Source organism: Halorubrum ruber, assembly GCF_018228765.1.
GTDB classification, from domain to species: Archaea; Halobacteriota; Halobacteria; order Halobacteriales; family Haloferacaceae; genus Halorubrum; species Halorubrum ruber.
This window is the reverse complement of record NZ_CP073695.1, coordinates 1,854,712-1,879,452: the sequence shown is the minus strand read 5'-3', so window position 1 is coordinate 1,879,452 and position 24,741 is coordinate 1,854,712. Positions and strand designations below refer to the sequence as shown.

26 protein-coding genes and 1 pseudogene are annotated in these 24,741 nt (G+C 71.2%); 13 read left to right on the top strand and 14 right to left on the bottom strand.

The features are described from left to right. Window positions 1-492 precede the first annotated feature (492 nt). Window positions 493-906 carry a DUF2249 domain-containing protein gene (locus J7656_RS09320; protein WP_017343148.1) on the bottom strand — a complete coding sequence of 138 codons (414 nt, stop codon included), beginning with the start codon at window positions 904-906 and terminating at the stop codon, window positions 493-495. On the opposite strand from J7656_RS09320, the gene J7656_RS09315 reads away from it, so the two are divergent. Next, a complete protein-coding gene (locus J7656_RS09315) occupies window positions 905-1,645 on the top strand; it encodes a helix-turn-helix domain-containing protein (protein WP_026046213.1) in 741 nt (246 codons plus the stop codon). The two genes, J7656_RS09320 and J7656_RS09315, sit on opposite strands and share 2 nt — an antisense overlap. 53 nt (window positions 1,646-1,698) lie before the next feature. Here J7656_RS09315 and J7656_RS09310 read toward each other — a convergent pair whose 3' ends face one another. From J7656_RS09310 to J7656_RS09300, 3 genes are all read right to left on the bottom strand, one after another. After that, the gene (locus J7656_RS09310; protein WP_017343150.1) at window positions 1,699-2,403 is read right to left on the bottom strand and encodes an alpha/beta hydrolase; all 705 of its coding nucleotides are present in this window, start codon (window positions 2,401-2,403) and stop codon (window positions 1,699-1,701) included. Further along, window positions 2,400-3,380, bottom strand: coding sequence for a VOC family protein (locus J7656_RS09305; protein WP_017343151.1), 981 nt, complete (start codon window positions 3,378-3,380; stop codon window positions 2,400-2,402). The genes J7656_RS09310 and J7656_RS09305 overlap by 4 nt, the downstream gene beginning before the upstream one ends. 88 nt (window positions 3,381-3,468) lie before the next feature. Beyond that, complete coding sequence (locus J7656_RS09300) at window positions 3,469-3,834, bottom strand: DUF5658 family protein (RefSeq protein WP_017343152.1); 366 nt, start codon at window positions 3,832-3,834, stop codon at window positions 3,469-3,471. A 124-nt stretch (window positions 3,835-3,958) separates the two neighbouring features. On the opposite strand from J7656_RS09300, the gene J7656_RS09295 reads away from it, so the two are divergent. Both J7656_RS09295 and menD read left to right on the top strand, forming a co-directional pair. After that, a complete protein-coding gene (locus J7656_RS09295) occupies window positions 3,959-4,351 on the top strand; it encodes a DUF5830 family protein (RefSeq protein WP_017343153.1) in 393 nt (130 codons plus the stop codon). A gap of 79 nt (window positions 4,352-4,430) precedes the next feature. Further along, window positions 4,431-6,365, top strand: coding sequence for a 2-succinyl-5-enolpyruvyl-6-hydroxy-3-cyclohexene-1-carboxylic-acid synthase (menD, locus tag J7656_RS09290; RefSeq protein WP_211553120.1), 1,935 nt, complete (start codon window positions 4,431-4,433; stop codon window positions 6,363-6,365). 26 nt (window positions 6,366-6,391) lie between these two features. Here the strand turns inward: menD and J7656_RS09285 are convergent, their stop codons facing one another. Continuing rightward, entirely contained in the window at window positions 6,392-6,841 is a 450-nt protein-coding gene (locus J7656_RS09285; protein ID WP_211553119.1) for a hypothetical protein, read from the bottom strand. A 90-nt stretch (window positions 6,842-6,931) separates the two neighbouring features. Continuing rightward, complete coding sequence (locus J7656_RS09280) at window positions 6,932-7,297, bottom strand: BsuPI-related putative proteinase inhibitor (RefSeq protein WP_211553118.1); 366 nt, start codon at window positions 7,295-7,297, stop codon at window positions 6,932-6,934. Window positions 7,298-7,414: 117 nt separating this feature from the next. Between J7656_RS09280 and J7656_RS09275 the strand changes: the two genes are divergently transcribed. Together J7656_RS09275 and J7656_RS09270 are read left to right on the top strand one after the other, a co-directional pair. Further along, entirely contained in the window at window positions 7,415-8,242 is an 828-nt protein-coding gene (locus J7656_RS09275; protein ID WP_017343157.1) for a DUF2797 domain-containing protein, read from the top strand. Continuing rightward, on the top strand, window positions 8,239-8,898 hold the full coding sequence (locus tag J7656_RS09270) for a trimeric intracellular cation channel family protein (protein WP_017343158.1): 660 nt from the start codon (window positions 8,239-8,241) through the stop codon (window positions 8,896-8,898). The genes J7656_RS09275 and J7656_RS09270 overlap by 4 nt, the downstream gene beginning before the upstream one ends. 47 nt (window positions 8,899-8,945) lie before the next feature. On the opposite strand, the gene J7656_RS09265 is transcribed toward J7656_RS09270, so the two are convergent. From J7656_RS09265 to J7656_RS15310, 5 genes and pseudogenes are all read right to left on the bottom strand, one after another. Further along, window positions 8,946-9,992: an ABC transporter permease gene (locus tag J7656_RS09265; protein ID WP_017343159.1), complete on the bottom strand. Its 1,047-nt coding sequence runs from the start codon at window positions 9,990-9,992 to the stop codon at window positions 8,946-8,948. After that, a complete protein-coding gene (locus J7656_RS09260; protein WP_017343160.1) occupies window positions 9,985-12,093 on the bottom strand; it encodes an ABC transporter permease family protein in 2,109 nt (702 codons plus the stop codon). The genes J7656_RS09265 and J7656_RS09260 overlap by 8 nt, the downstream gene beginning before the upstream one ends. Further along, window positions 12,090-13,127, bottom strand: coding sequence for an ABC transporter ATP-binding protein (locus J7656_RS09255; RefSeq protein ID WP_017343161.1), 1,038 nt, complete (start codon window positions 13,125-13,127; stop codon window positions 12,090-12,092). Before J7656_RS09255 ends, J7656_RS09260 begins: the two co-directional genes overlap by 4 nt. Before the next feature lie 110 nt (window positions 13,128-13,237). After that, a pseudogene (locus J7656_RS09250) lies at window positions 13,238-13,752 on the bottom strand (CNNM domain-containing protein). Window positions 13,753-13,923: 171 nt separating this feature from the next. Beyond that, complete coding sequence (locus tag J7656_RS15310) at window positions 13,924-14,043, bottom strand: DUF7989 family protein (RefSeq protein WP_484494409.1); 120 nt, start codon at window positions 14,041-14,043, stop codon at window positions 13,924-13,926. A gap of 219 nt (window positions 14,044-14,262) precedes the next feature. On the opposite strand from J7656_RS15310, the gene J7656_RS09245 reads away from it, so the two are divergent. Beyond that, window positions 14,263-14,709: an SRPBCC family protein gene (locus J7656_RS09245; RefSeq protein ID WP_017343164.1), complete on the top strand. Its 447-nt coding sequence runs from the start codon at window positions 14,263-14,265 to the stop codon at window positions 14,707-14,709. 37 nt (window positions 14,710-14,746) lie between these two features. On the opposite strand, the gene J7656_RS09240 is transcribed toward J7656_RS09245, so the two are convergent. Both J7656_RS09240 and J7656_RS09235 read right to left on the bottom strand, forming a co-directional pair. Next, window positions 14,747-15,229 carry a VOC family protein gene (locus J7656_RS09240; RefSeq protein WP_211553117.1) on the bottom strand — a complete coding sequence of 161 codons (483 nt, stop codon included), beginning with the start codon at window positions 15,227-15,229 and terminating at the stop codon, window positions 14,747-14,749. A gap of 120 nt (window positions 15,230-15,349) precedes the next feature. Continuing rightward, on the bottom strand, window positions 15,350-15,799 hold the full coding sequence (locus J7656_RS09235; RefSeq protein ID WP_017343166.1) for a DoxX family protein: 450 nt from the start codon (window positions 15,797-15,799) through the stop codon (window positions 15,350-15,352). Between the two features lie 69 nt (window positions 15,800-15,868). Here J7656_RS09235 and J7656_RS09230 point away from each other — a divergent pair, with 69 nt between their 5' ends. Continuing rightward, window positions 15,869-16,285: a winged helix-turn-helix transcriptional regulator gene (locus tag J7656_RS09230; protein WP_017343167.1), complete on the top strand. Its 417-nt coding sequence runs from the start codon at window positions 15,869-15,871 to the stop codon at window positions 16,283-16,285. Between the two features lie 481 nt (window positions 16,286-16,766). Next, entirely contained in the window at window positions 16,767-17,267 is a 501-nt protein-coding gene (locus J7656_RS09225) for a DUF7960 family protein (protein WP_211553115.1), read from the top strand. Between the two features lie 10 nt (window positions 17,268-17,277). Here the strand turns inward: J7656_RS09225 and J7656_RS09220 are convergent, their stop codons facing one another. Continuing rightward, on the bottom strand, window positions 17,278-17,556 hold the full coding sequence (locus J7656_RS09220) for an acylphosphatase (protein ID WP_017343169.1): 279 nt from the start codon (window positions 17,554-17,556) through the stop codon (window positions 17,278-17,280). Window positions 17,557-17,671: 115 nt separating this feature from the next. Between J7656_RS09220 and J7656_RS09215 the strand changes: the two genes are divergently transcribed. The 5 genes from J7656_RS09215 to J7656_RS09195 all read left to right on the top strand — a co-directional run bounded on the left by J7656_RS09215 (window position 17,672) and on the right by J7656_RS09195 (window position 24,698). After that, window positions 17,672-19,222 carry a phosphohexomutase domain-containing protein gene (locus J7656_RS09215; protein WP_211553113.1) on the top strand — a complete coding sequence of 517 codons (1,551 nt, stop codon included), beginning with the start codon at window positions 17,672-17,674 and terminating at the stop codon, window positions 19,220-19,222. Window positions 19,223-19,419: 197 nt separating this feature from the next. After that, entirely contained in the window at window positions 19,420-20,505 is a 1,086-nt protein-coding gene (locus tag J7656_RS09210; protein WP_211553111.1) for a BMP family lipoprotein, read from the top strand. A 173-nt stretch (window positions 20,506-20,678) separates the two neighbouring features. Beyond that, window positions 20,679-22,340, top strand: coding sequence for an ABC transporter ATP-binding protein (locus J7656_RS09205; RefSeq protein ID WP_211553109.1), 1,662 nt, complete (start codon window positions 20,679-20,681; stop codon window positions 22,338-22,340). Further along, complete coding sequence (locus J7656_RS09200; protein ID WP_211553108.1) at window positions 22,337-23,659, top strand: ABC transporter permease; 1,323 nt, start codon at window positions 22,337-22,339, stop codon at window positions 23,657-23,659. Before J7656_RS09205 ends, J7656_RS09200 begins: the two co-directional genes overlap by 4 nt. Continuing rightward, window positions 23,652-24,698 (top strand): ABC transporter permease, encoded by a 1,047-nt coding sequence (locus J7656_RS09195; RefSeq protein ID WP_017343174.1) that lies wholly within the window; start codon window positions 23,652-23,654, stop codon window positions 24,696-24,698. Before J7656_RS09200 ends, J7656_RS09195 begins: the two co-directional genes overlap by 8 nt. Window positions 24,699-24,741 lie beyond the last annotated feature (43 nt).

Here is a 24,741-nt window from a genome sequence, read left to right as displayed (position 1 = left end):
AGCAAGTCGATCGGAGCCGCTTCTTGATCGAGTGCGGGAGTACGTGTCGTACGTCGCTCAGTATGATGGCGTGGGTGTTTATATACCGAATCGCGGTGTTGCTGTCGGCTGTTTATAAATGATCGACGCTGCTGTGGTGAACGCCTTCAAAGCCCCAGTCGCGACGGCTCGCGCGCCTTGCTGTGCTCCTCAGTCGCTCGTTTCACTCGCTCCTTTCGGTGCTTGCTGCGGCGTGCTTCGCCCTCGCGACTGCCCCTTTGAGTCCCACCCCGCACCGCAACCGCACAGCACCTCACACCTCCCCAGCCTCGTCGCTGGCGGCGGTCGCCGCCAGCGACTCCCTCGCGCCGTCGGTTCGCGGCCCTCCGGGCCGCTCACCGGGGCGCGCCACCGCCTGACAGTTATAAGCTCTCGTCGCCGTCACTCGTAGTTATTTAAATAAAATATCGCGGCAGCCGATCTGAGATACCCACTCCCGAAATCGCTCGATCGTTAGGTCGCGGTCGCGTCGCCCTCGCTTGCCCGGTCACCCTCGCCGGCCCCCTCGCCCGAACTCGCCGTTTCGCCGTCCGCCGGCCAGATCGCCGTGACGACCGCGTCGGTCGCGTCGGTCTCGACTGCCGCGTACGCGAACCCGCGGTCCTCTAAGCGCGGGAAGAGGAACTTCGGGGTCCGGTCGTTGTACTGGACCAAGACGTCGCCGTCACCGAGGGTCTCGACGCGTTCGAGCGTCTCGCGCAGCGGCTTCGGCGGCCCGAGGGCCCGGACGTCGAGGGAGACTGTCTCCCCGTCGGTCGGCGCGTCCGTCCGCTCGGCCACCGCCCGTTCGACCGCCGCCTGATCGCCGGGTTCGGAGCTCATCTTCGACGATACGAAGCCGATCTCCGGGTCGTTTGTGACGAACATGTTCCGGCGGCCGCGGAGCCGAAGCTACTTCCACCGTGACGCCGAATTCACGGGTATGGCACAGGCACGCCTCCGCGTGACGATTCCGGACGGCCCGTGGGTCGGCGACGTCTCGCGAGAACACCCGGACGCGCGGTTCCAGGTGTTGACCGCGACGCCCGAAGACGGCGCGGGGTTCGCGCTGGTTCGGGTCACCGCGGACGACACGGACCCGGTCCTCGACGCGATCGACGACCACGAGACGATCACCCACTCGTCGGTGATGGCCGAGGACGACGGAATGGTCACCGTTCAGGTCGAGGCACTCGTCCCGCTCCTCCAGACCGTCGCCCGCCGGGCGGGCGTCCCCATCGAGATGCCGGTCGAGATCCGCGACGGCGTCGCCCGCGTCGACGTGACCGGCGACCACGAGCGCGTCGCGAAGTTCGGTGACGCGCTCCGCGACGTGGGCGCGGAGTTCGAAGTCGAGTACGTCCAGCAGCGCGTGAACCCGGGCGGGTCGCTCACCGAGCGCCAGCGCGAGGTCCTCTTCGAGGCGGTCGACCGCGGCTACTACGACGTGCCCCGGGAGACCACGCTCACCGAGGTGGCCGAGCACGTCGGGATCGCGAAGTCGACCTGTAGCGAGGTGCTCCAGCGCGTCGAGCGCACCATCGTCCGGGAGTTCGTCGACGACCTCCCGCGCCGTCCGGTGGAGTTCGAATCGCCCGAAGACGACGGGATCGAGCGGATCCAGTAGCGGTCGGGCGGCGAACGTTCGAACCGTCGCCCCGCGCGACGGAACGCTCCTCTTTAGGGCCGACGGCGACGGACGAGCAGCGCGTCGACCCGCTCGCCGATCCGGTCCATCGTCGCGTCCGAGAGACCGTGTCCGTCGCCCGGGTCGATCCGGAGATCGACCGCGGCGCCGGCGCGCTCGAAGACGCGCGCGGTCTTCCGGACGCGCTCCGGGGGCATGTACAGGTCCTCCTCGCTGCTGTCGAGCGAAACCGGCGTCCCGGCGAGTGGCCCGTCCTCCTCAATCTCCACTCCCTCGACCGCTTCGACCTCAACTTCCGCGAGGTCCTCGCCCGGCAGCGCCGCCGAGACGACGAACGCACCGCCGAATCGGCCGGGTCGGCGTCGCAGGAACTCGGCGACGACCGCGCCGCCCTGCGAGACCCCGATGAGGACGACACGCCCGGGTGGGATCCCGGCGTCGCGCGCGACGTCGACCGCGCTGGCGACGCAGTCCACGGCGGAGGACAGCGCCGGCTCGTTCGCCGACAGCGGCGCCTCGTGCGGGGCCGGGAACCACGTCGACCGGACCGCGCCGGGCGCGAGGAGCGTCGCGCCCGACCGGTAGAACTCGTCGGCGAGGCGGACGAGCCCCTCCGCTGTCCCCCCGCGGCCGTGGACCAGCACGACCGCGACCTCGGCGGCCGCGACCGGGGCGCCTGCGGTGACGAGCGTCGCCTCCGCGTGCGGGCCGGAGACGCCGGATATCCGACGGCTCATCGAGGGCACTCCGGCTCCGACGCGGGACCGTCGAACGCGGGCAACTGCGACTCGATCAGCTCGCGATCGGCCTCGAACCGCGGCGGAAGGTAGAGGTCCGTCGCGTGCCCGGTCGACTCGGGGTCCGCGAGCCCCGGGCCCAGAGGCCCGTCGGGAGTCGGGGCCTCGGTCGCGAGTTCGACGAGGAGCCCGCCGGGGCCGCGGACGTACAGCGAGTGGAAGAAGTGCCGGTCCTTCACGCGCGAGACGTCGTACCCGCGCTCGCGGAACAGCGCGTGCCAGTCCAAGAGCGTCTCGCGGTCCGCGACGCGAACCGCGGCGTGGTGGAGGGTTCCCGGCCCCTCCCGGAGATACGCCGCGTCGCGGTCGAGCAGGTCGACGGCCGTCGCGCGGTCTCCGGGCGCGCGGTAGCGCACGCGGTCGCCCGACTCGGCCTCGTACTCGAAGCCGAGCGTCTCCAGCATGCTCGCGGTCCCGTACGGGTCCGCGGGGAGCGCGGTCACGCCGCGGAGCCCGCGGATCGCGCGTTCGGCGGGCACGGGACCGTCCGTCCACGGATCCGGATCGGCAGTCTCCGTCACGACCAGTTCGACCCGCGTCCCCGAGGGGTCCGCGAGCGTCAGCCCGCGGTCGCCGAAGCGCGCGTCCGGGTCGAGCGGCCCCGCCTCGACGCCCCGGTCCGCGAGCCGGTCGCGCCAGTAGCCGAGCGAGTTCGGCGGCACCGCGAAGGCGACGGCCTCGTAGCCGGGCTTCCCAGTCCGCCCGGGGTCGGCGTTCGGGTCGGGGAAGACGGTGAACACCGACCCCGGCGAGCCGGTCGCATCGCCGAAGTAGAGGTGGTACTGGAGGCGGTCCTCGTAGTTCACGGTCCGGCGGAGCAGGCGGAGCCCGAGCGCCCCGCCGTAGAAGTCGGCGTGGGCGCCCGCGTCGCCGACGATCCCCGTGACGTGGTGGAGCCCGGGGGTGTCAGAGAGCATGCGGGGAGGTGGGTGCCGCGCGGGAAAGTCGGTGTCGGTGGGGGCGATCGCCAGCGGCCCGCGTCGGCGGGACGGCGCGCTCCAGCCCTCAGGAGAGCCACAGCAGCCGCACGTTGCTCGCGGTGAGGTACGTCCCGGTCGCCGTGAGCAACACCGGCGGGAAGTAGTACAGCAGGCCGTCGCCCTCGCGCGCGCCCTCGACGCTGATCCAGAGCATGACGAGGTAGACGGCGATCTTCAGGGCGACGAGCCCGGAGAGCCCGAACGACTCCAGCGCGAACCGCACGACCGGGTTCGCTTCCTCGATCGTCGGGACGTACCGGAGGAAGGCGACCGTGGAGACGACGTCGCCGACGCCGTACGTCGCGGTCGCCGCGATCCACAGCCAGTAGAACTCGTTGGGGCGGCGGCGGTAGGCGGGGCGTCGACGGGACCGGTCGCGGGATCTGACCACGGTCCGGGGTGTCGGCCGGCCGACGTGAATCTGCCGGTCCGCGGAGCCGCCGAAACCCGTATCGCTTCTGGAGGCCCCGCCGCCTTCCAGCCGACTTAAGAGGGATCGCACCGTCTCGCCGGGCGTGACAGAGCCGTCGACCCGCGAGGAGAAGCTGGAGCTCGGCGTCGAGCTGCTGGCGCACCTCGAACGCGAGGAGCTCGACCTCGCCGCCGCGGTCGACCGGATCGAGACGATCACGACGAGCCCGGCGCTCACCCGCGACATCCTCGACGCGGCCGAGAAGCGCGGGATCATCGACCGCGAGGGCGCCCGTTTGCGGGTCCGACGGAACGGGACCTACGTCGAGTACGACAGTCAGGTCGTCGCCCGCGAGGGCGACTTCGAATGCCGGCGGTGCGGCGCGTCGATCTCGACGGGCCATTTCATCCAGTTGGACGCGGGCGAACTCGGCCCGTTCGGCTCCTCGTGTATCCGGAAGGTGACCGGGCGAGAGTCGGAAGCGGAGTCGGAGTGACCCCGCTGTCGACCCCGCACGCACTCGCTGCTCGGTCGAACCCGCCGGAGTATTTACCTCGGCGCCCGAAGCGACGGTAATGACCGCGCCGAACCGGAACGTCCTGTGGGCGAACGCGCTCGTCGACGAGCTCGTCGCCGCGGGCGTCGACGCCGTCGTCGCCTCGCCGGGCAGCCGCTCGACGCCGCTGACTGTCGCCGCCGCGGGCCACGAGGAGCTCACCGTGTTCTCCCAGTTGGACGAGCGCTCCGCCGCGTACTTCGCGCTTGGCCGGGCCCGCAGGACCGGCCGCGTGACGCCGCTGATCTGCACCTCGGGCACCGCCGCCGCCAACTACCACCCCGCCGTGATGGAGGCGAGCGAGGCCCGCGTCCCGCTGCTCGCGCTCACGGCCGACCGGCCGCCCGAACTCCGTGACTCCGGCGCGAACCAGACCGCGGACCAAGAGAAGCTGTACGGCGACGCCGTGCGCTTTTATAAGGACCTCCCGGAGCCGGCCGCGAACGACCGGGCGCTCCGCTCGCTTCGCACCACCGTCGCCCGCGCCGTTGCGACCGCCGAGGGCGCCGATCAGGGGCCGGTCCACCTCAACGTCCCATTTAAAAAGCCGCTGGAGCCGACGCCGGTCCCGGGCGACGTGCCGGACGACCTCCCCGAGGCGGCAGAGCGTGGCCGCGACGGCCCGTACGTCGACGTGACGGCCGGCGCCCCCGAGCCGGGCGACGAGGAGCTGCGCGCGCTCGCGACCGAGCTGGGCGACGCGGACCGCGGGCTGATCGTCGCCGGCCCGGCCGACCCGCCGGGCATCGACCCCGAGTCGGTTACGGCGCTCGCGCACGCGACCGGGTTCCCGGTGCTGGCCGACCCGCTCTCCGGGCTCCGGTACGGCGGGCACACCCGCGTCGCGCCCGTTATCGGGAACTACGACGCGTACCTCTCGGCCGACCTCGCGGACGGTGAGGACGGGGACGCCGACGCGGCGGAGGCGGCGCGCGAGTGGGCCGACCCGGACCTCGTCCTCCGGCTGGGCGCCTCGCCCACCTCGAAGCGCCTCCGCAAGTACCTCGCCGGGACCGGCGCCGACCAGTACCAGGTCGACCCCGCCGGGCGCTGGCGCGAGGCCGAGTTCGCCGCGACCGACCTCGTCGTCGCCGAGCCGAGCCGGCTCTGCGCTCGTCTCTCTCGGCTCGTCGGGGGCGGGAGCGGCGATCCGGACTGGCGCTCACAGTGGGAGGAGGCGGACCGCGTCGCCGAGGCGGTTCACGGCCGCGAGGCGGAGGAGCTGGACGAGGCGGTCGCTGCCGGCGAGTCGGACTCGCTCCGCTCCGGTTTCCACGAGGGCGACGCGCTCCGCGCGGTCGCGGACGCGCTCCCCGACCCGGCGACGCTGTTCGTCTCCAACTCGATGCCCGTCCGCGACCTCGACCGGTTCGTCGGGTCCACGACCGCGAACATCACCGCGCTCGGTAACCGCGGCGTCTCCGGGATCGACGGCATCGTCTCCAGCGCGCTCGGGGCGGGCAGCGGGACGACCGACGACCTCACGCTCGTCGTCGGCGACATCGCCCTGTACCACGACTCGAACGGGCTGCTCGCGGTCGACCGCTGCGACGTCGACGTCACGGTCGTCGCGGTCAACAACGACGGCGGCGGCATCTTCCACAAGCTCCCGATCGAGTCGTTCGAGCCGCCGTTCACCGAGTCGTTCAAAACGCCACACGGGCTCGACTTCGAGCCGCTCGCGGAGCTTCACGGCCTCGACTACGAGCGGATCGACGCGCGATCCGACGCACTCGCCGACCGCGGCGAGAGCCCGGCCGAACGCGCGCAAGCGGTCGCGGACGACGTCGCCGCCGTCGTGTCTCGGGCCCACGAGGAGGCGGGGTCGCACCTGATCGAGGTCGACACGGACGCCGAGGTCAGCCACCGCACGCGGGAGCAACTCGCGGCCGCGGTCGAGCGCGCGGTCCACGGCGGGAGCGCGGCGCGGGGCGAAGGGGCGGGCTCGTCGTAGTCGCGCGGGGGTCCGACTCGCCGGGGTCAGGGCACGGTCGGGCTCGGTCCCTCACCGCGGCGCCCGCCGAGCGAGACTCCGGCGTACGCGACCACCGCGAACTGGATCCCGACGCCGAGGCTCGCGCCGAGCGCGAAGACGGCGGTGACGACGGGGCCGCGGTCCGGACTGAGGTACCAGAGGACGGCGGCCGAACCGAGCAGGAACGAGCCGGTCGCGCTCGCGCCCGTCGCCAGCGCGGTCGACGTGGCGGAGACGTCGGTGTCCCGTAGGCCGGCGAGGAGCGCGGCGCCGAACAGCAGGCCGTACACCAACAGGAACGCCGTGAACTGGGCGCTTACGAGGTACGTCGAGAGCGTCTCGGCGGACGGGAGCGAGACGGGCGATTCGAGGAGGATCGGCGAGAGCCGTCTGATTCCGCTGACCGCGAGCGCGACGACCGCGGCGACGATCGGGGGGAGGGCTGCCGTGCGCATACCCGTCAGCCCGCGCGGGTATTACTTATAAATCTCGGTCGTGATTATAAATCTCGGTCGAGAGGGGTCGCTGGAAGGCCTGATTCCGGCTCACTCCACGTCGACGACCGCCGCTGCGCGCACGTCGCGGTCCGTCGCCGTCGCCTCGCCCACGACTCGGTAGGTCCCCGCGGGCGGGTCCCGCCACGTCCCCTCGTAACCGACCGCCTCGCCCGGGCCGATCGTCTCGCTCCCGAGCGCCTGCGTGAACATCTGACTCGCGCCGTAACGCCAGACCGGATCGGCCCGGCCCTCGGCTGAGCCCTCTGCGTCCTCGTCCGCCGGGTACGCGGTGAACTCCGCGCGCTGGCCGGTCCGGAACTGGAGCGTCACCGGATCCGCGCCCGCGTTCTCGATCCGTAACGATAGCGCCACCCCGTCGTCCGTCGTCGCCGTCGCGAGCGCCGCGTCGAGCATGGTCGCGTCTGCGGTGCCCGCGGGGAAAACTCCTCGGCGGGCGCGCTCACCCCTCGGAAGGCAGCGAGAGAAACGGTCGACGACGCCTATAAGCCCCGCCTTCCCCTACATCGCGGCGTGCAGGTCGTCGGCTACGAGACGGACGTCGCGAGCGGCTCGCCGGACGCGGACGGCGACTCGGAACGGGATCCGATCCCCGAGGCGGACGGACCGATCGGGGGCGGGCTCTACGTCGCGAGCGGCGGGACCGTCGACTTCGTGGACGCGGGCCCGGGCACCGAGCTCGCCTTCGGTCTCGGCGAGCGACGCTGTGCGGGGACGGTCCACGAAGGCGATCATATCGCCTGCGACGCCGCGGACGCGCCGTACTGTGACGACCATTCGCACGTCTGGGTGTGCGCGCGGTGCACCGGGACGTGCCTGAAAGACGAGATGGACTGCCACGAGACGCACGCGATGTACCTCGCCGCGTTCGCGCCCGACGTGCTGAAAGTCGGCGTCACCAAGGAGTGGCGACTGGGTACTCGCCTCCGCGAGCAGGGCGCCGACCGCGCGGCCCATATCCGGACCTTCCCGAACGGGCGTATCGCCCGCGAGGTGGAGGCCGAGCTGGCGGCCGGCGACCACCTCGTCGACCGCGTCCGCGTTCCGACGAAGCTCGACGGGTTCGGGCGCGCGGTCGACGAGGCCGCGTGGGAGGCGCTGCTCGACCGGTTCGACCCGATCGAGCGGTACGAGTTCGACTACGGGCTCGACCTCGACGAGCGACCCGTCGCGGAGACGATGGCCGCGGGGACCGTCCGCGGCTGGAAGGGCCGAGTGATCGTTCTCGACCGCGGCGGCTCGACGTACGCCGTCGACGCGCGCGACCTCGTCGGCTACGAGCTGACCGACGCGGTGCCGGAGCGGGAGCTCCAGTCGAGCCTCGGGGCGTTCGGCGGATGACCGGGGGCGTCCTCTCGCTTTTGTTCGGCGACCCGTTCGCCGCGATGAACACGGTCGGGCTCGTCGCGTTCGCGCTCGTCGGCGCGAGCAAGGCGGTCCGCGAGGAGTTCGACCTCTTCGGCGTCGCTGTCGTCGGGCTGGCGATGGCGTTCGCCGGCGGCGTCACCCGCGACCTCCTCGTCGCGCGCGTCCCGCTCGCGCTGCGCTCGCCGGTCGAGATCATCTTGGGGCTCGTCGGCGTCGCCCTCGCGGTCGGGCTGAGCGCGTGGCTCGCCTCCCCCGACGAACACCCGGTGACCCTCGTCGCCGACGCCGTCGGCCTCGCCGCCTTCGCCACGACAGGCGCCATCGTCGCGACCGATGCGGGGGTGTCCGCGTTCGGCGTCGTCGCGGTCGCGACGATCAACGCCGTCGGCGGCGGCGCGCTCGCCGACATCCTCCTCGACCGCGCGCCGTTCATCCTCTTCGAGGACTTCTACGCGAGCTGCGCCGTGCTGGGCGGCGTCGCGTACTGGCTGGTCGGCGCGCTCGGCGGCCCCTCGGGGGTCGCGGCCGCGGCGTGTGCGGCGGTGACGGTCGGCCTCCGGCTCGTCGCCGTCGCTCGCGGCTGGGGCCTCCCGACCGCGAAGCGGTTCGGCGACGAGTTCGGTCGATAGGAGCGAGACGAGCCCTCGGCGACCCGACCGCCAGGCGCCCGACCCACTCAGCGACCGAACCCCTCGACCGCGACGACGCGCCGCACGCCGAGGTACGCGGCCGCGGCGATGCCGGCGTACGCGACCACGAGGACGCCGGTCGTCGCGTCCGCGCTGTCGATGGCGAGCCGCGCCACCGCGTTCGCGGGGCCGCCGGCCATCGCCGTCGCGCCGCCGAACAGCACGAGGACTGCCACCGAGTAGAGCAGCTGGGCCGCCTGCCGGTCGGGCGCGACGGCCGCGATGCCGACCGCGACCGCGACGACGAGCGTCGTCAGCGCGGTCATCAGCGCCAAGATCGGGCCGACGTTCGCGACCGAGGTGCCGTTCGCCTCGAGGAGGAGTAGCCACAGCAGGGCCTGGCCCGGAGCGATCCCGATCGCCGCGGCGGCCTTCCCGTCGACGATCTCGGCGAGCGTGACGGGCGCGACCCGGAGCAGCTCCATGGTTCCTTGATCCAACTCCTCCGTGATCGAGTCGACGATCAGCGACCCCGAGATGAACACCGGGAGGAAGACGAGCAGGGGGATCAACACGGTGTACGTGAACGTGAAGTACGGGCTGGTGTCGCTCCGGTCGGGCAGGGGGAGCGGGGACTCCTCCAGGTACGAGGCGCGGGCGTCGCGCTCGTTCAGCTCGTAGGTCCGCAGCAGCTCGCGCAGCTGCACCACGATCACCGTCGTCTCCACGGTTGAGTCCGGGGCGGTGACGGCGGTCGACACCCGCCCGCTCTCCGTGCGGGTCGTGACCACCACCGCATCGGCCGCGTTCCGGTCGAAGGCGCTCCGCGCGGCGTCCGCGTCGTCGTACGGCGTGACCGAGGCGCCCGGGACCTCGCTCGCGGCGCGCTCTAAGTCGTCGACCGCGTCGCCCGCGGCCGCGACCTCGATCTCCGCGCCGTCGAGCGCGCCCGGGTCGTACATGGAGACGAGCCCGACGACGAGGAACGACGAGAAGGTCGCGATGAACAGCTGGATCCCGATCGCGAGCAGGATCGTCTTCTCCGCGCGCAGCCCGGCGAGCTCGCGCCCGGCGATCGTCAGGCGGCTATCCAAGGCTCACCACCCCGACGTTGTACGCGGCGTGGCCCAGCGTCGCCAGCGTAAGCGCCAGCGCGTAGGCGGTCCGGCCGCGCCGCGCCCCGAGGGCGGCGACGCTCGTCGCGGCGACGTGGAGGATGAGCGGGGCGAAGAACAGCGCCGCCAGGGCGAGCGGCGGCAGCCCGGAGAACCCGGACACGTCGGCGAAGGCGGCGCGCCCGAGGAAGAGCTCCGTGAGCCCCACCGCCTGAACGACCGCGGTCGCCTTCTCCGCGAGGAAGAACCCGGTCCCGGAGGCGAGACCGACCGCGAGGGCGACCCGATCGGTCCGCTCGAAGACGCCGCGCTCGAAGCCGGCGTAGAGGCCGATACTTTTGGCGACCTCTTCGATGAACGCGATGGTCACGAGCAGCACCGGGATCGACACGGTGACCGGCAGCGCGAACAGCACCGCGACGGCAAGCAGTTCCGCGACGAACACGAAGGGGATCGTACAGGCGGTGAGGAAGGCGACCGAGCCGAGCGCGCGGAGTCGGTCGCGGTCGAGGAGCCCGCCGCCGACCGCCCCGCCGACCGGGACAGCGGAGAGCCGCACCGCGAGCGCGTCGAGGAACTTCCGCGTCACGGGCTTCTGCGAGAACATGTCCTCCTCGCGGTAGACGCCGAGGCCAAGGCCGAACAGCAGCGCGGCGCCGACCGCCATCGGCGTGGTCGAGAAGAGGACCTCGCCGGCCGAGACGGCCTCGCCCTGGAGGTCGAAGACGACGAGCGTCAGCGGCGAGACGAGCGCGACGGGCGTCACGTTCGTGAAGATGGCCGGCACGAACGCGTAGGTGGTCAGCAGGACGCTCACGCCGACCGTCACGAAGGTGAGCTCCTTGAACGAGCGCGCGAACATCGCGCCGACGAAGGTGGCCCCGAGGAACGTCGCCGCGACCGGCGCCACCGCGACCACCGAGAGCGCCCCACCGCCGACGAGGAGCGCGATGAGGCTCGTGACGACCGCGGCGGCCGCCGCGTACGGGAGCGTCTTGCCGGCGACGATCTCCGCCGGCGACAGCGGCGTGACGAGCAGCGGCTCCCCGCGTCGGTTCGTCCGCTCGTCGAGGATCGAGGAGCCGTACGCCTGGATGAGGAAGTTCATCGGCACGAGGAAGGCGAACGCCAACAGCAGCGATGTGAACGGGAACGGCGGCGTGATCGACCCGGGCGAGCCGACGGTGTTCGCGCCGAAGGCCGCGCCACCGATGGACGGCACCGCGAAGCCGCCGTCGTCCGACTCCGCGCCGTCATCGGTAGTGTCGGGGGCGTCCGTCGCGCTTCCGTCGCCGTCGCCGTCGGTCTCGTCGGACCCGCCGCTCGTCCTCTCGTCTCCGGACGGGCCATCGGCGTCGGCATCCCCATTGGAGTCGGGCGCGGAGGACTCAGTAGATCCGGTATCGTCCGCGTCGGTACCGCTGCCATCTCCGTCGGAGTCGGTCGCGTCGCTCCCGCCGTCGCTCCCTCCGCCCGAACCGCTCGTCGAGCCGCCGTCGTTCCCGCCGAGCGTGGCGCCGTCATCGACGCCGGACGTTCGGCCGACGTACCGGAGCGAAACGACGACCGGAAAGGCGGCAGTCTGATTCGGCTCGGCGCGCATCAGCCGCTCGTTGTGCGACGCGACGGCCTCGCGGACCGACGCGGCCGCCGCCTCGCCCTTCCGCGTGTCGCTCGCGCGGACGACGACCTCCTCGACGTCGGCGGCGTCGATCACTCCGTCGTCGCCGGAGCCGGGTTCCACCACGGTCACCACGACCGCATCGGCGGGGTCACCGAGCGACGCCGACCCGGCCGGGACCGGGCGCAGCGACGGCGCGTCCTCGATCGCGTCCGCGTACGGCGACTCGGCGTCGACGCCGACCCGGTACACGTCTTGGTCGACGTCGAGGCCGGCGACGCCCGTCGCCACGCCGACGCCGACGACGCCGCCGGCGACGAGGAGGAGGGCGACGCCCGCCGCGAGCGTGCGGCGGTCGACACCCCCGGACGCGCGGGCGGTTTCCCACCTGGCGACCCGGAGGACGCGGCGGACGCCGACCGCGAGCCGTCGGCCGACGCGGCGGAACCTGTCGATCACTCGGTCGCCTCCGTGGTCGCCGCCTCCGTCGTTTCGGTTTCCGGTTCGTCGCCGTCGGCCTCGCCGTCGCCATCGCCGTCGGCGTCGCTCGCAGCTTCGGTTCCGTCACCGCCGAGGTCGCCGGTGTACCGCCCGGGCATCGGCCGGCCGACGATGTCGAGGAACACGTCTTCGAGGCTCGGCTCGCGGCTCCGGATGTCGACGACCTCGCCGCCGGCGTCGCCGACGGCCTCCCGGACCGCGGCGACCGCGTCCATGCTCGGGACCGCCGTCCGGAAGCGGTCGCCGACCTCCTCGGTCGTCGCGTCGAGGTCCGCGAGCGCCGGCGTCGCGGTCGGCTCGACGTCCGTGAACACGCGGTAGGTCGTCTCGCCGTGTCGCTCGCGGATCCCGTCGACGCTCCCGCGGGCGACGATCCGCCCCTCGTTCATCACCACGACGCGGTCGCAGACGGACTCGACGTGGTAGAGGTTGTGCGCGGAGAAGACGACCGTCTTCCCGGTCTCGCGGAGCTCGCGGGTGAACGCCAGCACTGAGTTCGTCGTCACGGGGTCGAGCCCGGAGGCGGGCTCGTCGTACACCAGCACGTCCGGGTCGTTGACGAGCGAGCGCGCGATGGCGACCTTCCGTTTCATCCCCTTCGAGACGTCGCCGAGGCGGCGCTCGCGGTGGTCCAGTTCCAGGCGGTCGAGCGCGGCCTCGATCCGCTCGTCGGCGACCTCCCGGGGCACGTCGTAGAGGTCGGCGAAGAAGCGGAGGTACGACAGCGCGGTCATCTCCTCGTACAACGGCGACTCCTCCGGCAGGAACCCGAGGTGGCGCCGCATTTCGGGGTCCGAGGCGTCGAACCCGGCGACGGTCACCTCGCCCTCGGTCGGCTCGACGAGGCCGGCGAGTATCTTGAGCGTCGTCGTCTTCCCGGCCCCGTTCGGGCCGACGATCCCGAACACCTCGCCCTCGTCGACGGCGAAGTCGCTGTCGACCACGGCCGCGAAGTCGCCGTAGGTCTTCCGTAGCCCCGAGGCCTCGATCATGCGCTCGGGTCCGCCGGCGGCCGGGTTAAATCCACGCACGCGGTTATCGGCCGCGAGAACGCGGGCGGACGCCGCACTCGGTCCGGGCGGCGAGAGGGGGCTCGTCCGCGTTAGTCCGTGTACGGCTTCTCGATGCTCGCGTCGCCGCTGATGTACGCGTTCATCCGGCGGGTAATCCCGTCGAACAGCGTGATGAGCGGCGAGAGGACGCGCTCGACGAGCCGGACCGGCGACGCGACCCGCAGCGACCACGTCTCGGCGTTTCCGAGCCCGAAGGCCTTGGGGACGATCTCGCCGAACACGAGGACGAGGAAGCTCGTACACAGCGTCGTCGCCACGATCGCCGCCCCCGGCGGGAGATAACTCGCGATCAGGACAGTCACGATGCTCGAGATGGCGATGTTGACGACGTTGTTCCCGACGAGCAGCGTGACGAGGAGGCGGTGCGGATCGTCGTGGAGTTCCTTCAGCACGTCCCCCGCGGGTCGTCAGTGCCGGCCTGCCGTTCGAACCACTCGCTCGGCAGCGAGAAGATGGCAGTCTCCGAGCTCGAGAAGAACGCACTGAGCGCCAAAAGCGCGGTTACCGCCCCGATCCCCGCCACGGCGAGTGTGACTCCGACCATACGTCGTATTTAAAAACGACCCCAAAGAGGGTGTCGGCCGGACGCCAGCAACAAGCGGGGAGGCGTACCACTCCCGGTCCGAGACGCGCTGCGGTGTTGGTCCGAGACGCGCTGCGGTGTCGGACGGCGGCTTCGCCGGGACGCAGAAATCGCAGAAATCGGAACGCCGTACTACTCTTCTTCTTCCTCTTCCTCGACCGGTCCTCGGCCTCGTTCCCAGACGGCGTCGGCCGAGGTGTCGTTCGGTGCGGTGTGCGAAACGTCTTTCATGGTGTCGCGATCGCTTGCCATATTGACTCCGGATAGCTCGGACCCCCGTATTAACCCTTCGTGGAAAGAGATAATGAGTCCTGATACCATATAAGGTATTAATATCGGGCGGCACGGGGACGCTCCGATCAGTGGACGTATTGCGAATTGGTGGCTGTAGGCGGGACGGAAACCGGACAAACGTCCGGGTGCGAGCGGAGGACCGCAGCGATGAGGCGTGCGGCCGCCGGAGTAGTCCGCGTGTTCGGAACCCGCGACGCGACCGGAAACGTCGACCGCGACGGGCGGGCGTCGGTGGACCGAGAGGGCGCGACGCTCGCGGTCGGTCGCGATGTCGACGCGCCGCCGGAGCGGACAGCGAGGGCGCTCCGCGACACCCAGCGGTGGCCCGACTGGAGCCTGTCGGTCCGCGACGTTGAGAGCGCGGACCGGTACGTCGAGACCGGGACGACCGGGAGGGTCCGCGTCGCGGGCGCGTGGGTGCCCTTTCGGGTGACAGCGGCGACGCGGCTCCGGTGGGACTGGGAGGTCGCGCGGGTCCCAGCGACAGGGCACCGCGTCGACCGGTACGCGGGAGAGCCGGACCGGTGTCGAGCGGTGATCGAGGTCCCGCTTATCGCGCCCCCGTACGTCCCGGTCTGCCGGCGCGCGCTCGACCGGTTCGCGGCGCTGGTTGAGGGGGAGTGACCCGGGAGGCGCTCGGGCGCTGAGGCGGTCGGGCGTCTCAGTTCTCGTAACCTTTCTCGAACGGGTCGATGACCTCGCTGCCGGGGTCGTCCTCGTCGCGGGTGAAGCCCGGCCCCTGCGTCGCCAGTTCGAAGACGAGCCCGTCGGGGTCGGTGAAGTAGATGCTCTTGAAGTAGGTTCTGTCCTTCACCTCGGAGACCTCGACGTCGTGGGATTCGAGGTGCGCCTGCCACTCCTTCAGGGTCGTCTCGTCTTCGACGCCGAACGCGAAGTGGTGGCTCGCGCCCGGGCCGGGCGTCCCCTGCGAGTCCGGGTACTCGAAGTAGGTGACGTTGGTCCCCGGCTTCCCTTCGGGCGTCGGCGAGAAGTAGTAGTGCGGCGTCCCCGGGTCGTCGTAGTTCTGGGTCCGCTTGACCGTGTGCCAGCCGAGGATGTCCTCGTAGAACGCGGTGGTCTCCTCGATGTCGGTACAGATGTTCGTGACGTGGTGGAGCCCGGTCGTCGGCGGCGCGTCGGTCATGATCTGTGTGAACGCTCGTCGGGGAGGTAGTTAGTCGTACTGGGGGCTCGACGCGGTCGTCAGGCGGTTGGAAAAGGGAGCGTCGCGTGCGCGTCGGTCGGGAAAGTTCGCGTATACGGCTCAGAACAGGCCAAGGCCGACCGCGTACGGCCACGCGCTGCCGCCGACGGCGAGGAACGCCAGCGCGGCGCCGGCACCGTAGACGTTCTTCAGGAAGCTCGTCATCTCGTTCTGCTTCTCCTCGGGGTCGTCCATCGACCAGAAGTCGTGCATCGTCACGGCGGAGGCGAGGAGGAAGAAGGCGAGCGCGCCGGCGGAGAGGACGGGGAACGCGCCCGCGGCGACGCCGAGGCCGCCGAGGACGAGGACGGCGCCGGAGGCGATCACCGAGAACTGCGGCGCCGGGAGACCCTTGAACTCGGCGTAGCCGGCCATCGTCTCGAGGTCCATGAAGTGGTTGAGCCCCATGAACGCGAGCGTCGCGCCGAACAGGATCCGGCCGAGCAGGAAGAGTTCGCCCGCGAGGGGGGTGTCGAACTGGAGCGGTAACGTCGCGAGTTCAGCTAACATCGTGTAACCTGCTATACGGACGTAACCTATTTATCGCTTCCCGGACAATACGGTTAGTAGGTAACACCGATGTCATCACAGGACCTTTCGGCGGCAGAGTCGGCGGAGACGGCGGATTCGGGCGCTGACGCGACGGCTGATTCGGGCGCTGACGCCGCGGCAGAGGCGACGACGCCCGAGACCCCCTGCCCCGTCATCGACTCCATCGAGCAGATCGGATCGCAGTGGCGGCTCGTCGTCCTCCACGAGCTGTTGAACGGCGAGGCGCGGTTCAACGAACTGAAGCGGGAGACGGACGCCAACGCGAGGACGCTCTCGCGCGTGCTCGACGACCTCCAGGAGACCGGGTTCGTCGACCGGCGGTTGGAGGAGGACTCGCCGGTGGCGACGTACTACAGTTTAACTGATAAAGGCGAGTCGCTCGCCCCCGTCTTCGAGGAGATCGACGACTGGGCCCACGAGTGGCTGGCCGAATGTGAGGCGTAGGATCTGGGAAACGCTTCTGTTGGCTATTTATAAATAAGACTGGACCCCGTGGCGGCCTATTTATATGCCGTCGCCGACAGATCGACCGCGAACGCCTCCAAAGCCCCAGCCGCTCGGCACTACGTCGTTCCTACCGCTGCGAACACTTCCAAAGCCCCAGCCGCGAGGACTCGGTGCGCTCGCTGCGCTCCTCGTCGCTCGTTTCACTCGCTCCTGCGGTGCTTACGTCGCGCGCCTTCGTCCTCGCGGCTGCCCCTTTGAGTCCCGCCCAGCACGGCATCCGCAGCCTCACGCCTCCCCAACCTCGTCAGTCGCCCGTCGCTTCGCTCCGGGCGACTGACTCCCTCGCGCGGTGCCGCTCACGCCCGCCACTGGCGGCCGTTCGCGGGCACGCGCCGCCGCATCGGTTGTTTATAAACGAGCGCCGCGAACGCGTACCGCCGCCGAAACGCACACCCTTCTCCGGCGCGTAGCGATCTACGTGTACGCCGGACTGAAGAACACTCCCTGCTGTCTGTGCGGCCGCGACGACACCCACACGCGGATCGCGGTGCCGCCGCGCGCGCTCCGGCTGATGGAGAACGGCGACCCGATCTCGTGGCGCGACGTGGTCGGCACCGTGACGCTCCGGTTCTGCGCCGACGACTGGGACCTCGTCAGCGACCTCGCGATCGAGATGGACACGCATCCCCTCTCGCGGTGTAACGCGGCGCACGTCTCCTTGGACCTCCGCGAGGACCACGAGGCGCTGCTGTCCGCGACGAAGGCCGAGACGGACCAGACGGAACTGGAGGCGCGGCTGGCTCGCGAGGCCGAGGCGACCCTCGACGCGGTCGACGACCCCTACACCGAGGAGCGCGACGTGGTGGAGGCGATCGTCGTGTTGCGCGCGTTAGAGGAGCTCGGGGTGCGGGACGGCCCCGGCCGCGGCGCCGAGGGCGCCGCCGGGGCCGGGGAGTCGGCGGCCGCGGACGACGACTGATCCGGCCGCGTCACCGCCTGATCTCGAACCCCTCGGCGCCCTCCGGCTCACCGTACTCGGCGTCGACGCTCTCGACTTCTGCGGCCTCGCTTCCCGTCTCGCACCACGCCACCATGTCGCGGACGTCCCCCTCGGGCCCCTCGAAGACGGCCTCGACCCGGCCGTCGTCGAGGTTCCGCACCCAGCCGTCGACGCCCGCCTCGCGGGCGGCGTCGCGGGTGCTCGCTCGGTAGAAGACGCCCTGAACGCGGCCCGAGACGAAGACGTGCGCGCGAACGCGGTCGGTCATCGGCCGACGTTGGGACCGCGGCCCGCTTAAACGACCCGACCGCGACCGACTTCAGTCGACCCGCCGCGCGCCCGCAACCGACGCCTACTAACTCCCGGGCGCCGAGGTGGGCGACATGGACCTGTTCGGAACCGCCGGGATCCGCGGCGGCGTCGAGGACCGCGTCACGCCGGCGCTCGCGCTCGCAGTCGGGCGGGCCGTGGGCGCCGAGATCCGAGAGCGAGCCGACGAGTCGCCGGCGGAGCCGACGCCGGGGTCGAGCCCGGAGTCGACCCCCGACCCCGAAGTCGTCCTCGCCCGCGACGGCCGGGTGACCGGCCCGGCGCTCGCCGCCGCGATGGAGGCGGGGCTGTCGGCGGGCGGCGTCGACGTCCGCCGCGCCGGTCGGCTTCCGACGCCGGCGCTCGCACACGCCTCGCGGGGACGCTACGGCGTGATGCTCACCGCCTCGCACAACCCCCCGACCGACAACGGGATCAAGCTCTTCCGCGACGGCACCGAGTTCGACCGCGACGCGGAGCGCGCCGTGGAGGAGCGGGTGGCCGACGAGGAGGGCGTCGCCCCGTGGGACGAGTGGACCGAGGCGACCCGGACCGACCCGCTTGACGGCTACCTCGCCGACGTGCGCGAGTACGCCGCGGGGTTCGGCGCGCCCCTCGACGGCCTCCGGGTCGCGGTCGACTGCGGCAACGGGATGAGCGCGCCCGCGACGCCGACCGTCCTCCGCGAGCTCGGCGCCGACGTCGTCACGCTCAACGGCAACGTCGACGGCCACTTCCCCGGCCGGGGGAGCAAGCCGACGCCGGAGACGCTCGCCGACCTCCGCGCGTTCGTCGCGGACGCCAACGAGGGGGTGGACGATCCGGGCCGCCAGCGACCGGACGTCGAGGGGGCCGGCGACGGCGACGCCGAGGGGTTCGCCTTCGGCATCGGCCACGACGGCGACGCGGACCGGATCGTGATCGTCGACGCGGACGGCGAGGTCGTCCACGAGGACACGGTCCTTGCGGTGCTCGCGGAGCGATACACCCGCGAGAGCGACGCCGCGGACCCCGTCGTGGTAACGACGCCGAACGCCTCCGGTCGGATCGACGAGCGCGTCCGGGCGGCCGGCGGGCGCGTCGAGCGCGTGCGGCTCGGCGCGCTCCACGAGGGGATCGCGGCGGTGCGGGAGGACGCTGCGGAGGCCGGCGCCCTCGGCGAGGCCGGTGTGGTCGGTGAGGCGGGTGCCGCCGGCGAGGTGGGCGACGACACCCGCGTCGTCTTCGCCGCCGAGCCGTGGAAGCACATCCACGTCGCCTTCGGCGGGTGGATCGACGGCGTGGCCTCCGCGGCGGTGATCGCGCGCCTCGTCGCCGACGAAGGGCTCGACGCGCTGCGGGCGCCGATCACGGAGCGACCCTACCGCAAGGTGAGCGTCTCCTGCCCCGACGACGCGAAAGAGACGGTAATGGACCGCTTGGAGACGGCGCTGCCGGACGCGTTCCCCGAGGCCGCGGTCGACACCGACCACGGCGTCCGGCTGGAGTTCGAGGACGCCTCGTGGACGCTCGTCCGGCCCTCCGGCACGGAGCCGTACGTCCGCGTGTACGCCGAGAGCGACGACGTCGACGCCCTCGTCGCCGAGGTCGAGGACGTCGTCGAGGACGCGGTCGCGGCGGCGTAGGCCGGGTGCGTTCGGTCGGCGCAGGCGTTCGGGAGTTTGGTCACGTTTACAATCGTGAGAAATCCGGATACGTGGATCGGAAGCCGGGGTCGAGCGGCGATTACCCCGTAATTCGGCCGGCTGTTTTCACGAACGTGTCACCTCGGTGCGGCGGGAACGACGAATTTATGCCGCGTTCCGACGGGGTTATGAGTGAGATGGCATCCGACTTCGATCGGCGGCGGTTCATCAAGGCGGCAAGCGCAGCGGGCCTCGTCGGCCTCGCCGGGTGTAGCGGCGGCCCGAGCGGCGACGGGGGAGACGGGGGCGACGGCGAGGTGCCGGCGCGGGTCGGTATCGTCTACTCCGACGGCGGCCTCGGCGACAACTCGTTCAACGACGCGGCCCAGCAGGGCATCTTCCAGGCCGAAGAGGAGTTCGGCATCGCCTACGACGAGTCGGAGCCGGACGGCGCCGGCGAGTTCGAGCAGTTCCAGCAGCAGTACGCCGGGTCGACGGACCCCGCGTACGACTTGGTCGCCACCATCGGGTTCAATCAGGGCGACGCGCTGAGCCAGACCGCGCCCGACTACCCCGACCAGGACTTCATGATCGTCGACACCGTCGTCGACGAGCCGAACGTCGCGAGCTACCTCTTCCGCGAGCACGAGGGTTCGTTCCTGATGGGCGTCCTCGCCGCGCGGCTGACCCAGATCGACTTCTCCGCGGGCGAGGGGGCCACCGACACCGACTCGACGGAGGTCGGATTCGTCGGCGGCGTCGACAGCCCGGTGATCCGCCGGTTCCAGGCCGGCTTCGAGGCCGGCGTAGAACACGTCTCCGAGGACGTCAGCGTCACGTCGAGCTACGTCGGCAGCTACGCCGACCCGACGGGCGGGCAGGAGGCGGCGCTGTCGATGTACCAGGGCGGCGCCGACATCATCTACCACGCCTCGGGCGCGACGGGCGTCGGCGTGTTCCAGGCCGCACAGGAGGAGGGCCGGTTCGCCTTCGGCGTCGACCAGGACCAGTCGGTCTCCAACGAGTCGTTCGCCGACGTCATCCTGGCGTCGATGGTGAAACGCGTCGACACCGCGGTGTACGAGTCGATCTCGAACGTCATCGACGACGAGCACCAGGGCGGCTCGACGACGGCGCTCGGGCTCGAATCCAACGGCGTCGAGTGCGTCTACGGCGACCAGATCGGCGACGAGGTCCCGGACGATATCACGACGGCCGTGGCGGACGCGCGCGACGAGATCATCGCCGGGAACATCGAGGTCCCGGAGACGACGAGCAACTGAGGCAAGACGGCTACGAGGCCCGGACGCGCGCCCCGAACCCGACGCCTGCCGGGCGCTCCGGACCGACACCGGGAACGCGGCTTTTCTGCGGATCCGGTCGGCCGATAGACAGTACCGCGCGTAACGGCTCGGAATCCGCGCGTTTTTAGGCTCCGACGCGGAGTTACGGGTGAATGAACCCGGCGGTCCACTTGGACGGCATCACGAAGCGATTCCCCGGGGTCGTCGCGAACGACGACGTTGATCTCGCGGTCGAGCGCGGGAGCGTCCACGCCCTGCTCGGCGAGAACGGGGCCGGCAAGACCACGTTGATGAACGTGCTGTACGGCCTCTACCAGCCGACCGAGGGGACCGTCCGCCTCGACGGCGAGCCGCAGTCGTTCGACTCGCCGCGGGACGCGATCGACGCCGGCGTCGGCATGATCCACCAGCACTTCATGCTGGTCGACCCGATGACGGTGTGGGAGAACGTCGTCTTGGGCAACGAGCCGAAGACATGGGGCGGACTGCGCGTCGACAGGGAGGCGGCCCGCGAGGCCGTCGTCGAACTGAGCGAGCGCTACGGGTTCGACGTGGACCCGGACGCGACCATCGCGGACACCTCCGTCGGCGAACAGCAGCGCGTCGAGATCCTGAAGGCGCTGTACCGCGGCGCCGACGTGCTCATCATGGACGAGCCGACCGCGGTGTTGACGCCGCAGGAGGTCGACGAGCTGTACGGCGTCTTCGAGGAGCTCACCGAGCAGGGGAAGACGATCATCTTCATTTCGCACAAGCTGGGCGAGGCGCTGTCGGCGGCCGACGACATCACCGTCCTCCGCGACGGGGTCAACGTCGGCACCGTCGCCGCGGCCGACGTGACGCGCGAGGAGCTCGCGGAGATGATGGTCGGCCGAGAGGTGCTGATGGAGCCCGCGACGTCGCCGCAGGAGGCGGGCGACCGCGTGCTGGAGGTGACGGACCTCGACGTCGAGGACGACCGGGGCGTCGAGGCGGTCTCGGACCTCTCCTTCGAGCTCCGGGGCGGCGAGATCTTGGGGGTCGCGGGCGTCGACGGCAACGGCCAGTCGCAGCTCGTCGAGGCGATCACGGGCCTGCGCGAGGCGGCGTCCGGCGACGTCCGCTACCGGGGCGAGTCGATGGTCGGGAAGACGCGCCGCGACCGGATCGACCGCGGGATGGCGTTCATCCCCGAGGACCGACAGGAGCGCGGCCTCGTGATGTCGTACGACCTCGTCGAGAACGGGATCTTGGGGAGCCAGCACGACCCGCCGTTCGCGAACGGCGGCCGGCTCGACTGGCCCGCCGCCCGCGACCACGCCGAGTCGGTCATCGAGCAGTACGACGTTCGCCCGCCGGACGCCGAGGCGGAGGCCGAGTCGCTGTCGGGCGGCAACCAGCAGAAGTTCATCGTCGGCCGCGAGTTCGAGCGCGACCCGGAGCTGGTCGTCGCCACCCACCCGACCCGCGGCGTCGACATCGGGTCGACGGAGTTCCTCCACGACCGGCTGCTCGAACTGCGCGCCGAGGGGAAGGCGATCCTCCTCGTCTCCTCGAAGCTCGACGAGGTACAGGGACTCTCCGACCGACTCGCGGTGATGCACGAGGGCGAGTTCACCGGGATCGTCGACCCCGCGACCGTGACCGAAGAGGAGATCGGGCTGCTGATGGCCGGCGAGTCGCTCGACGACGACTCCGTCGAGGGGGCCGCGATCCACGATGCCGCGGGCGATGGGACGGACGACACGTCGCGCGACGGGAGCAACGGCGCGGACGACGCGTCGGGTAACGGGATCGACGGAGCGACCGGCGGCGACGAGGGGGTGGACGCGTGAGCGACTCGGACCCCGACGCGGACGGGGATCCCTCCGTCTTCGCCCGCGTGGTCGCGCCGTTCGTCGACCGGAGCGTCGCGGAGCGGCTCGTCATCAGCGTCGCCGCCATCTTCCTCTCGATACTCGTCGGCTTCGCGCTCGTGCTCGTCTCCGGCCGGATAGCCGAGTGTTCGACCGCGGCCTGGACGATGCCGATCACCGGGCTGGGGTTCTGTTATAATCCGTTCGAGGTGTACGTGGTGCTGTTCAACGGCGCGCTCGGCTACCCGTTCGCGGTCGGCGATCCCGGCCTGTTCAACCCGGGATGGACGCCGTTCAACCTCTCGTTCGGCCTGACGCTCTCGGAGACGACGCTTTTGATCTTCACCGGGCTCTCCGTCGCCGTCGCCTTCCGCGCCGGCCTGTTCAACATCGGGACGCAGGGCCAGCTCGTCGTCGGCGCGCTCGCGACCGCGCTCACCGTCTTAGCGCTCGCGCCCCTCCTCCCGGCCGGCCCCGTCGCCGGCCTCGTGCTGATCGTCGTCGGGACCGCGGCCGGCGCCGTCGGCGGCGGCGTCTGGGGCGCGATACCCGGCGCCCTCAAGGCGTACGCCGACGCCAACGAGGTGATCACGACGATCATGCTCAACTTCGTCGCCGCGAACGTCGCGTACGTGCTCGTGTTGGAGGTGTTCCGTGCCGAGGGCTCCTCCGTGGTCGCCACCCGGTACGTCCCGGAGTACGCGCAGTTCCCGTCGGTGCTGTTCCCGCCGTCGACCGACTTTGCGCTGATCGCGCTGCTCGTCGGGGTCGCCTTCATCGGTGCGCTCTACTACTTCGTCGAACACACCTCGCTCGGGTACGACCTCAGGACGAGCGGCGTCCAGGCCGCCGCGGCCGAGTACGGCGGCGTGAACGCGAAGCTTACCACCGTGCGGGCGATGACGCTCTCCGGCGCGCTCGGCGGCATCGGCGGCTCGGTGTGGGTGCTGATGTCCGAGGGCCGGTGGATGGCCTCGGTCCCGGACCTCGGCTTCGACGGGATCACCGTCTCGATCCTCGCCGGGAACAACCCGCTCGGCGTGCTGCCGGCGGCGTTCCTCTTCGGGATCCTGAAGGGCGGCGCCTTGGAGATCGGGTTCCGAACCGACGTTCCCACGGAGCTCGTCGCCGTGCTGCGCGGACTCATAATCCTGTTCGTGGCGATGCCGGAGTTCTTCCGGATGATCGGGCGGTACGCGGGTGTCGGCGGCGCGGGCGGTGCGAGCGACGCGGGCGGCTCGGGGTCGGCGGACCCCGACGAGTCCGCCGGCGGCGACGGGGGTGAGGCCGATGCGTAACCCCCTCTCGCCGGCCGCGCTCCTCGAGGACGCGAGCGAGTCGAGCTACGTGCGTTCGCTGGTCGTCGGCACCGTCGGCGTGCTCGCGGTCCTCGGCGTGCTTGGGCTCGCGTTCCCCGCCTCGGTCGCGGGCGACCTCGCCGGCATCGTCTTCTCGACCAGCACGGCGAAGTCGACGGCGCGGCTCGCGGCGCCCATCGTGCTCGCCGGCCTCGGCGGCATCTTCGCGGAGAAGTCGGGCGTCATCAACATCGGGCTGGAGGGACTGTTGATCATCTCGGCGTTCGTGTCGGTGTACGCCGCGTCGGTCGTGGGCGTCGGCAACGCCGTCCTCGGCGTCCCGGCGCTCGGGATCGCGTTCCTCGCCGGGATCGCGGCGTCGACGTTCCTGGCGGCGGTGTTCGCGGTCGTCTGTATCGAGTTCAAGGCCGACCAGATCATCGCCGGACTGGCCGTCTGGCTCATCGCCCTCGGGCTCGCGCCGTTCATGTCGACCGTGTTCTTCGGCGGCGTCAACACGCCGAACCTCGGCGTGAGCGTCGGGTGGAAGTACTCCGCGACCATGGTGGTCCTCGCGACCCTCGGCTCGTGGTGGCTGCTGAACCGGACCGCGTTCGGCAAACACCTCCGGGCGGCCGGCGAGAACCCGAAGGCGCTCGACACCGTCGGCGTCTCCGTCTCGAAGGTGCGCTACGCCGGCGTCCTGCTCTCGGGCGTCCTCTCCGGCGTCGGCGGCTCGGCGCTGGCGCTGTCGATCGGCCAGTTCGTCGGCTCCGGCGAGACGATGGTCCAGGGGAAGGGGTTCATCGCCATCGTGGCGTACCTGTTCGGCAACTACAACCCGCTCGGGACGCTCGGCGCGGGCGTGCTGTTCGCCGGCCTCGACGCGATGCAGATCCGGCTCCAGCAGCTCGGCTACGCGGTCCCCGACACGCTGGTCCAGACCATCCCGTACGTCGTCGTGATCGTCGTCCTCGCCTTAGTCGGCCGGACGCAGATCCCCGAGGCCGCGGGCGAGCACTACGAGACCGAGGAGTGAGCCCGGCGAGGGCCACCGCCGCCCGCGCCGCCCGCACCGCCTC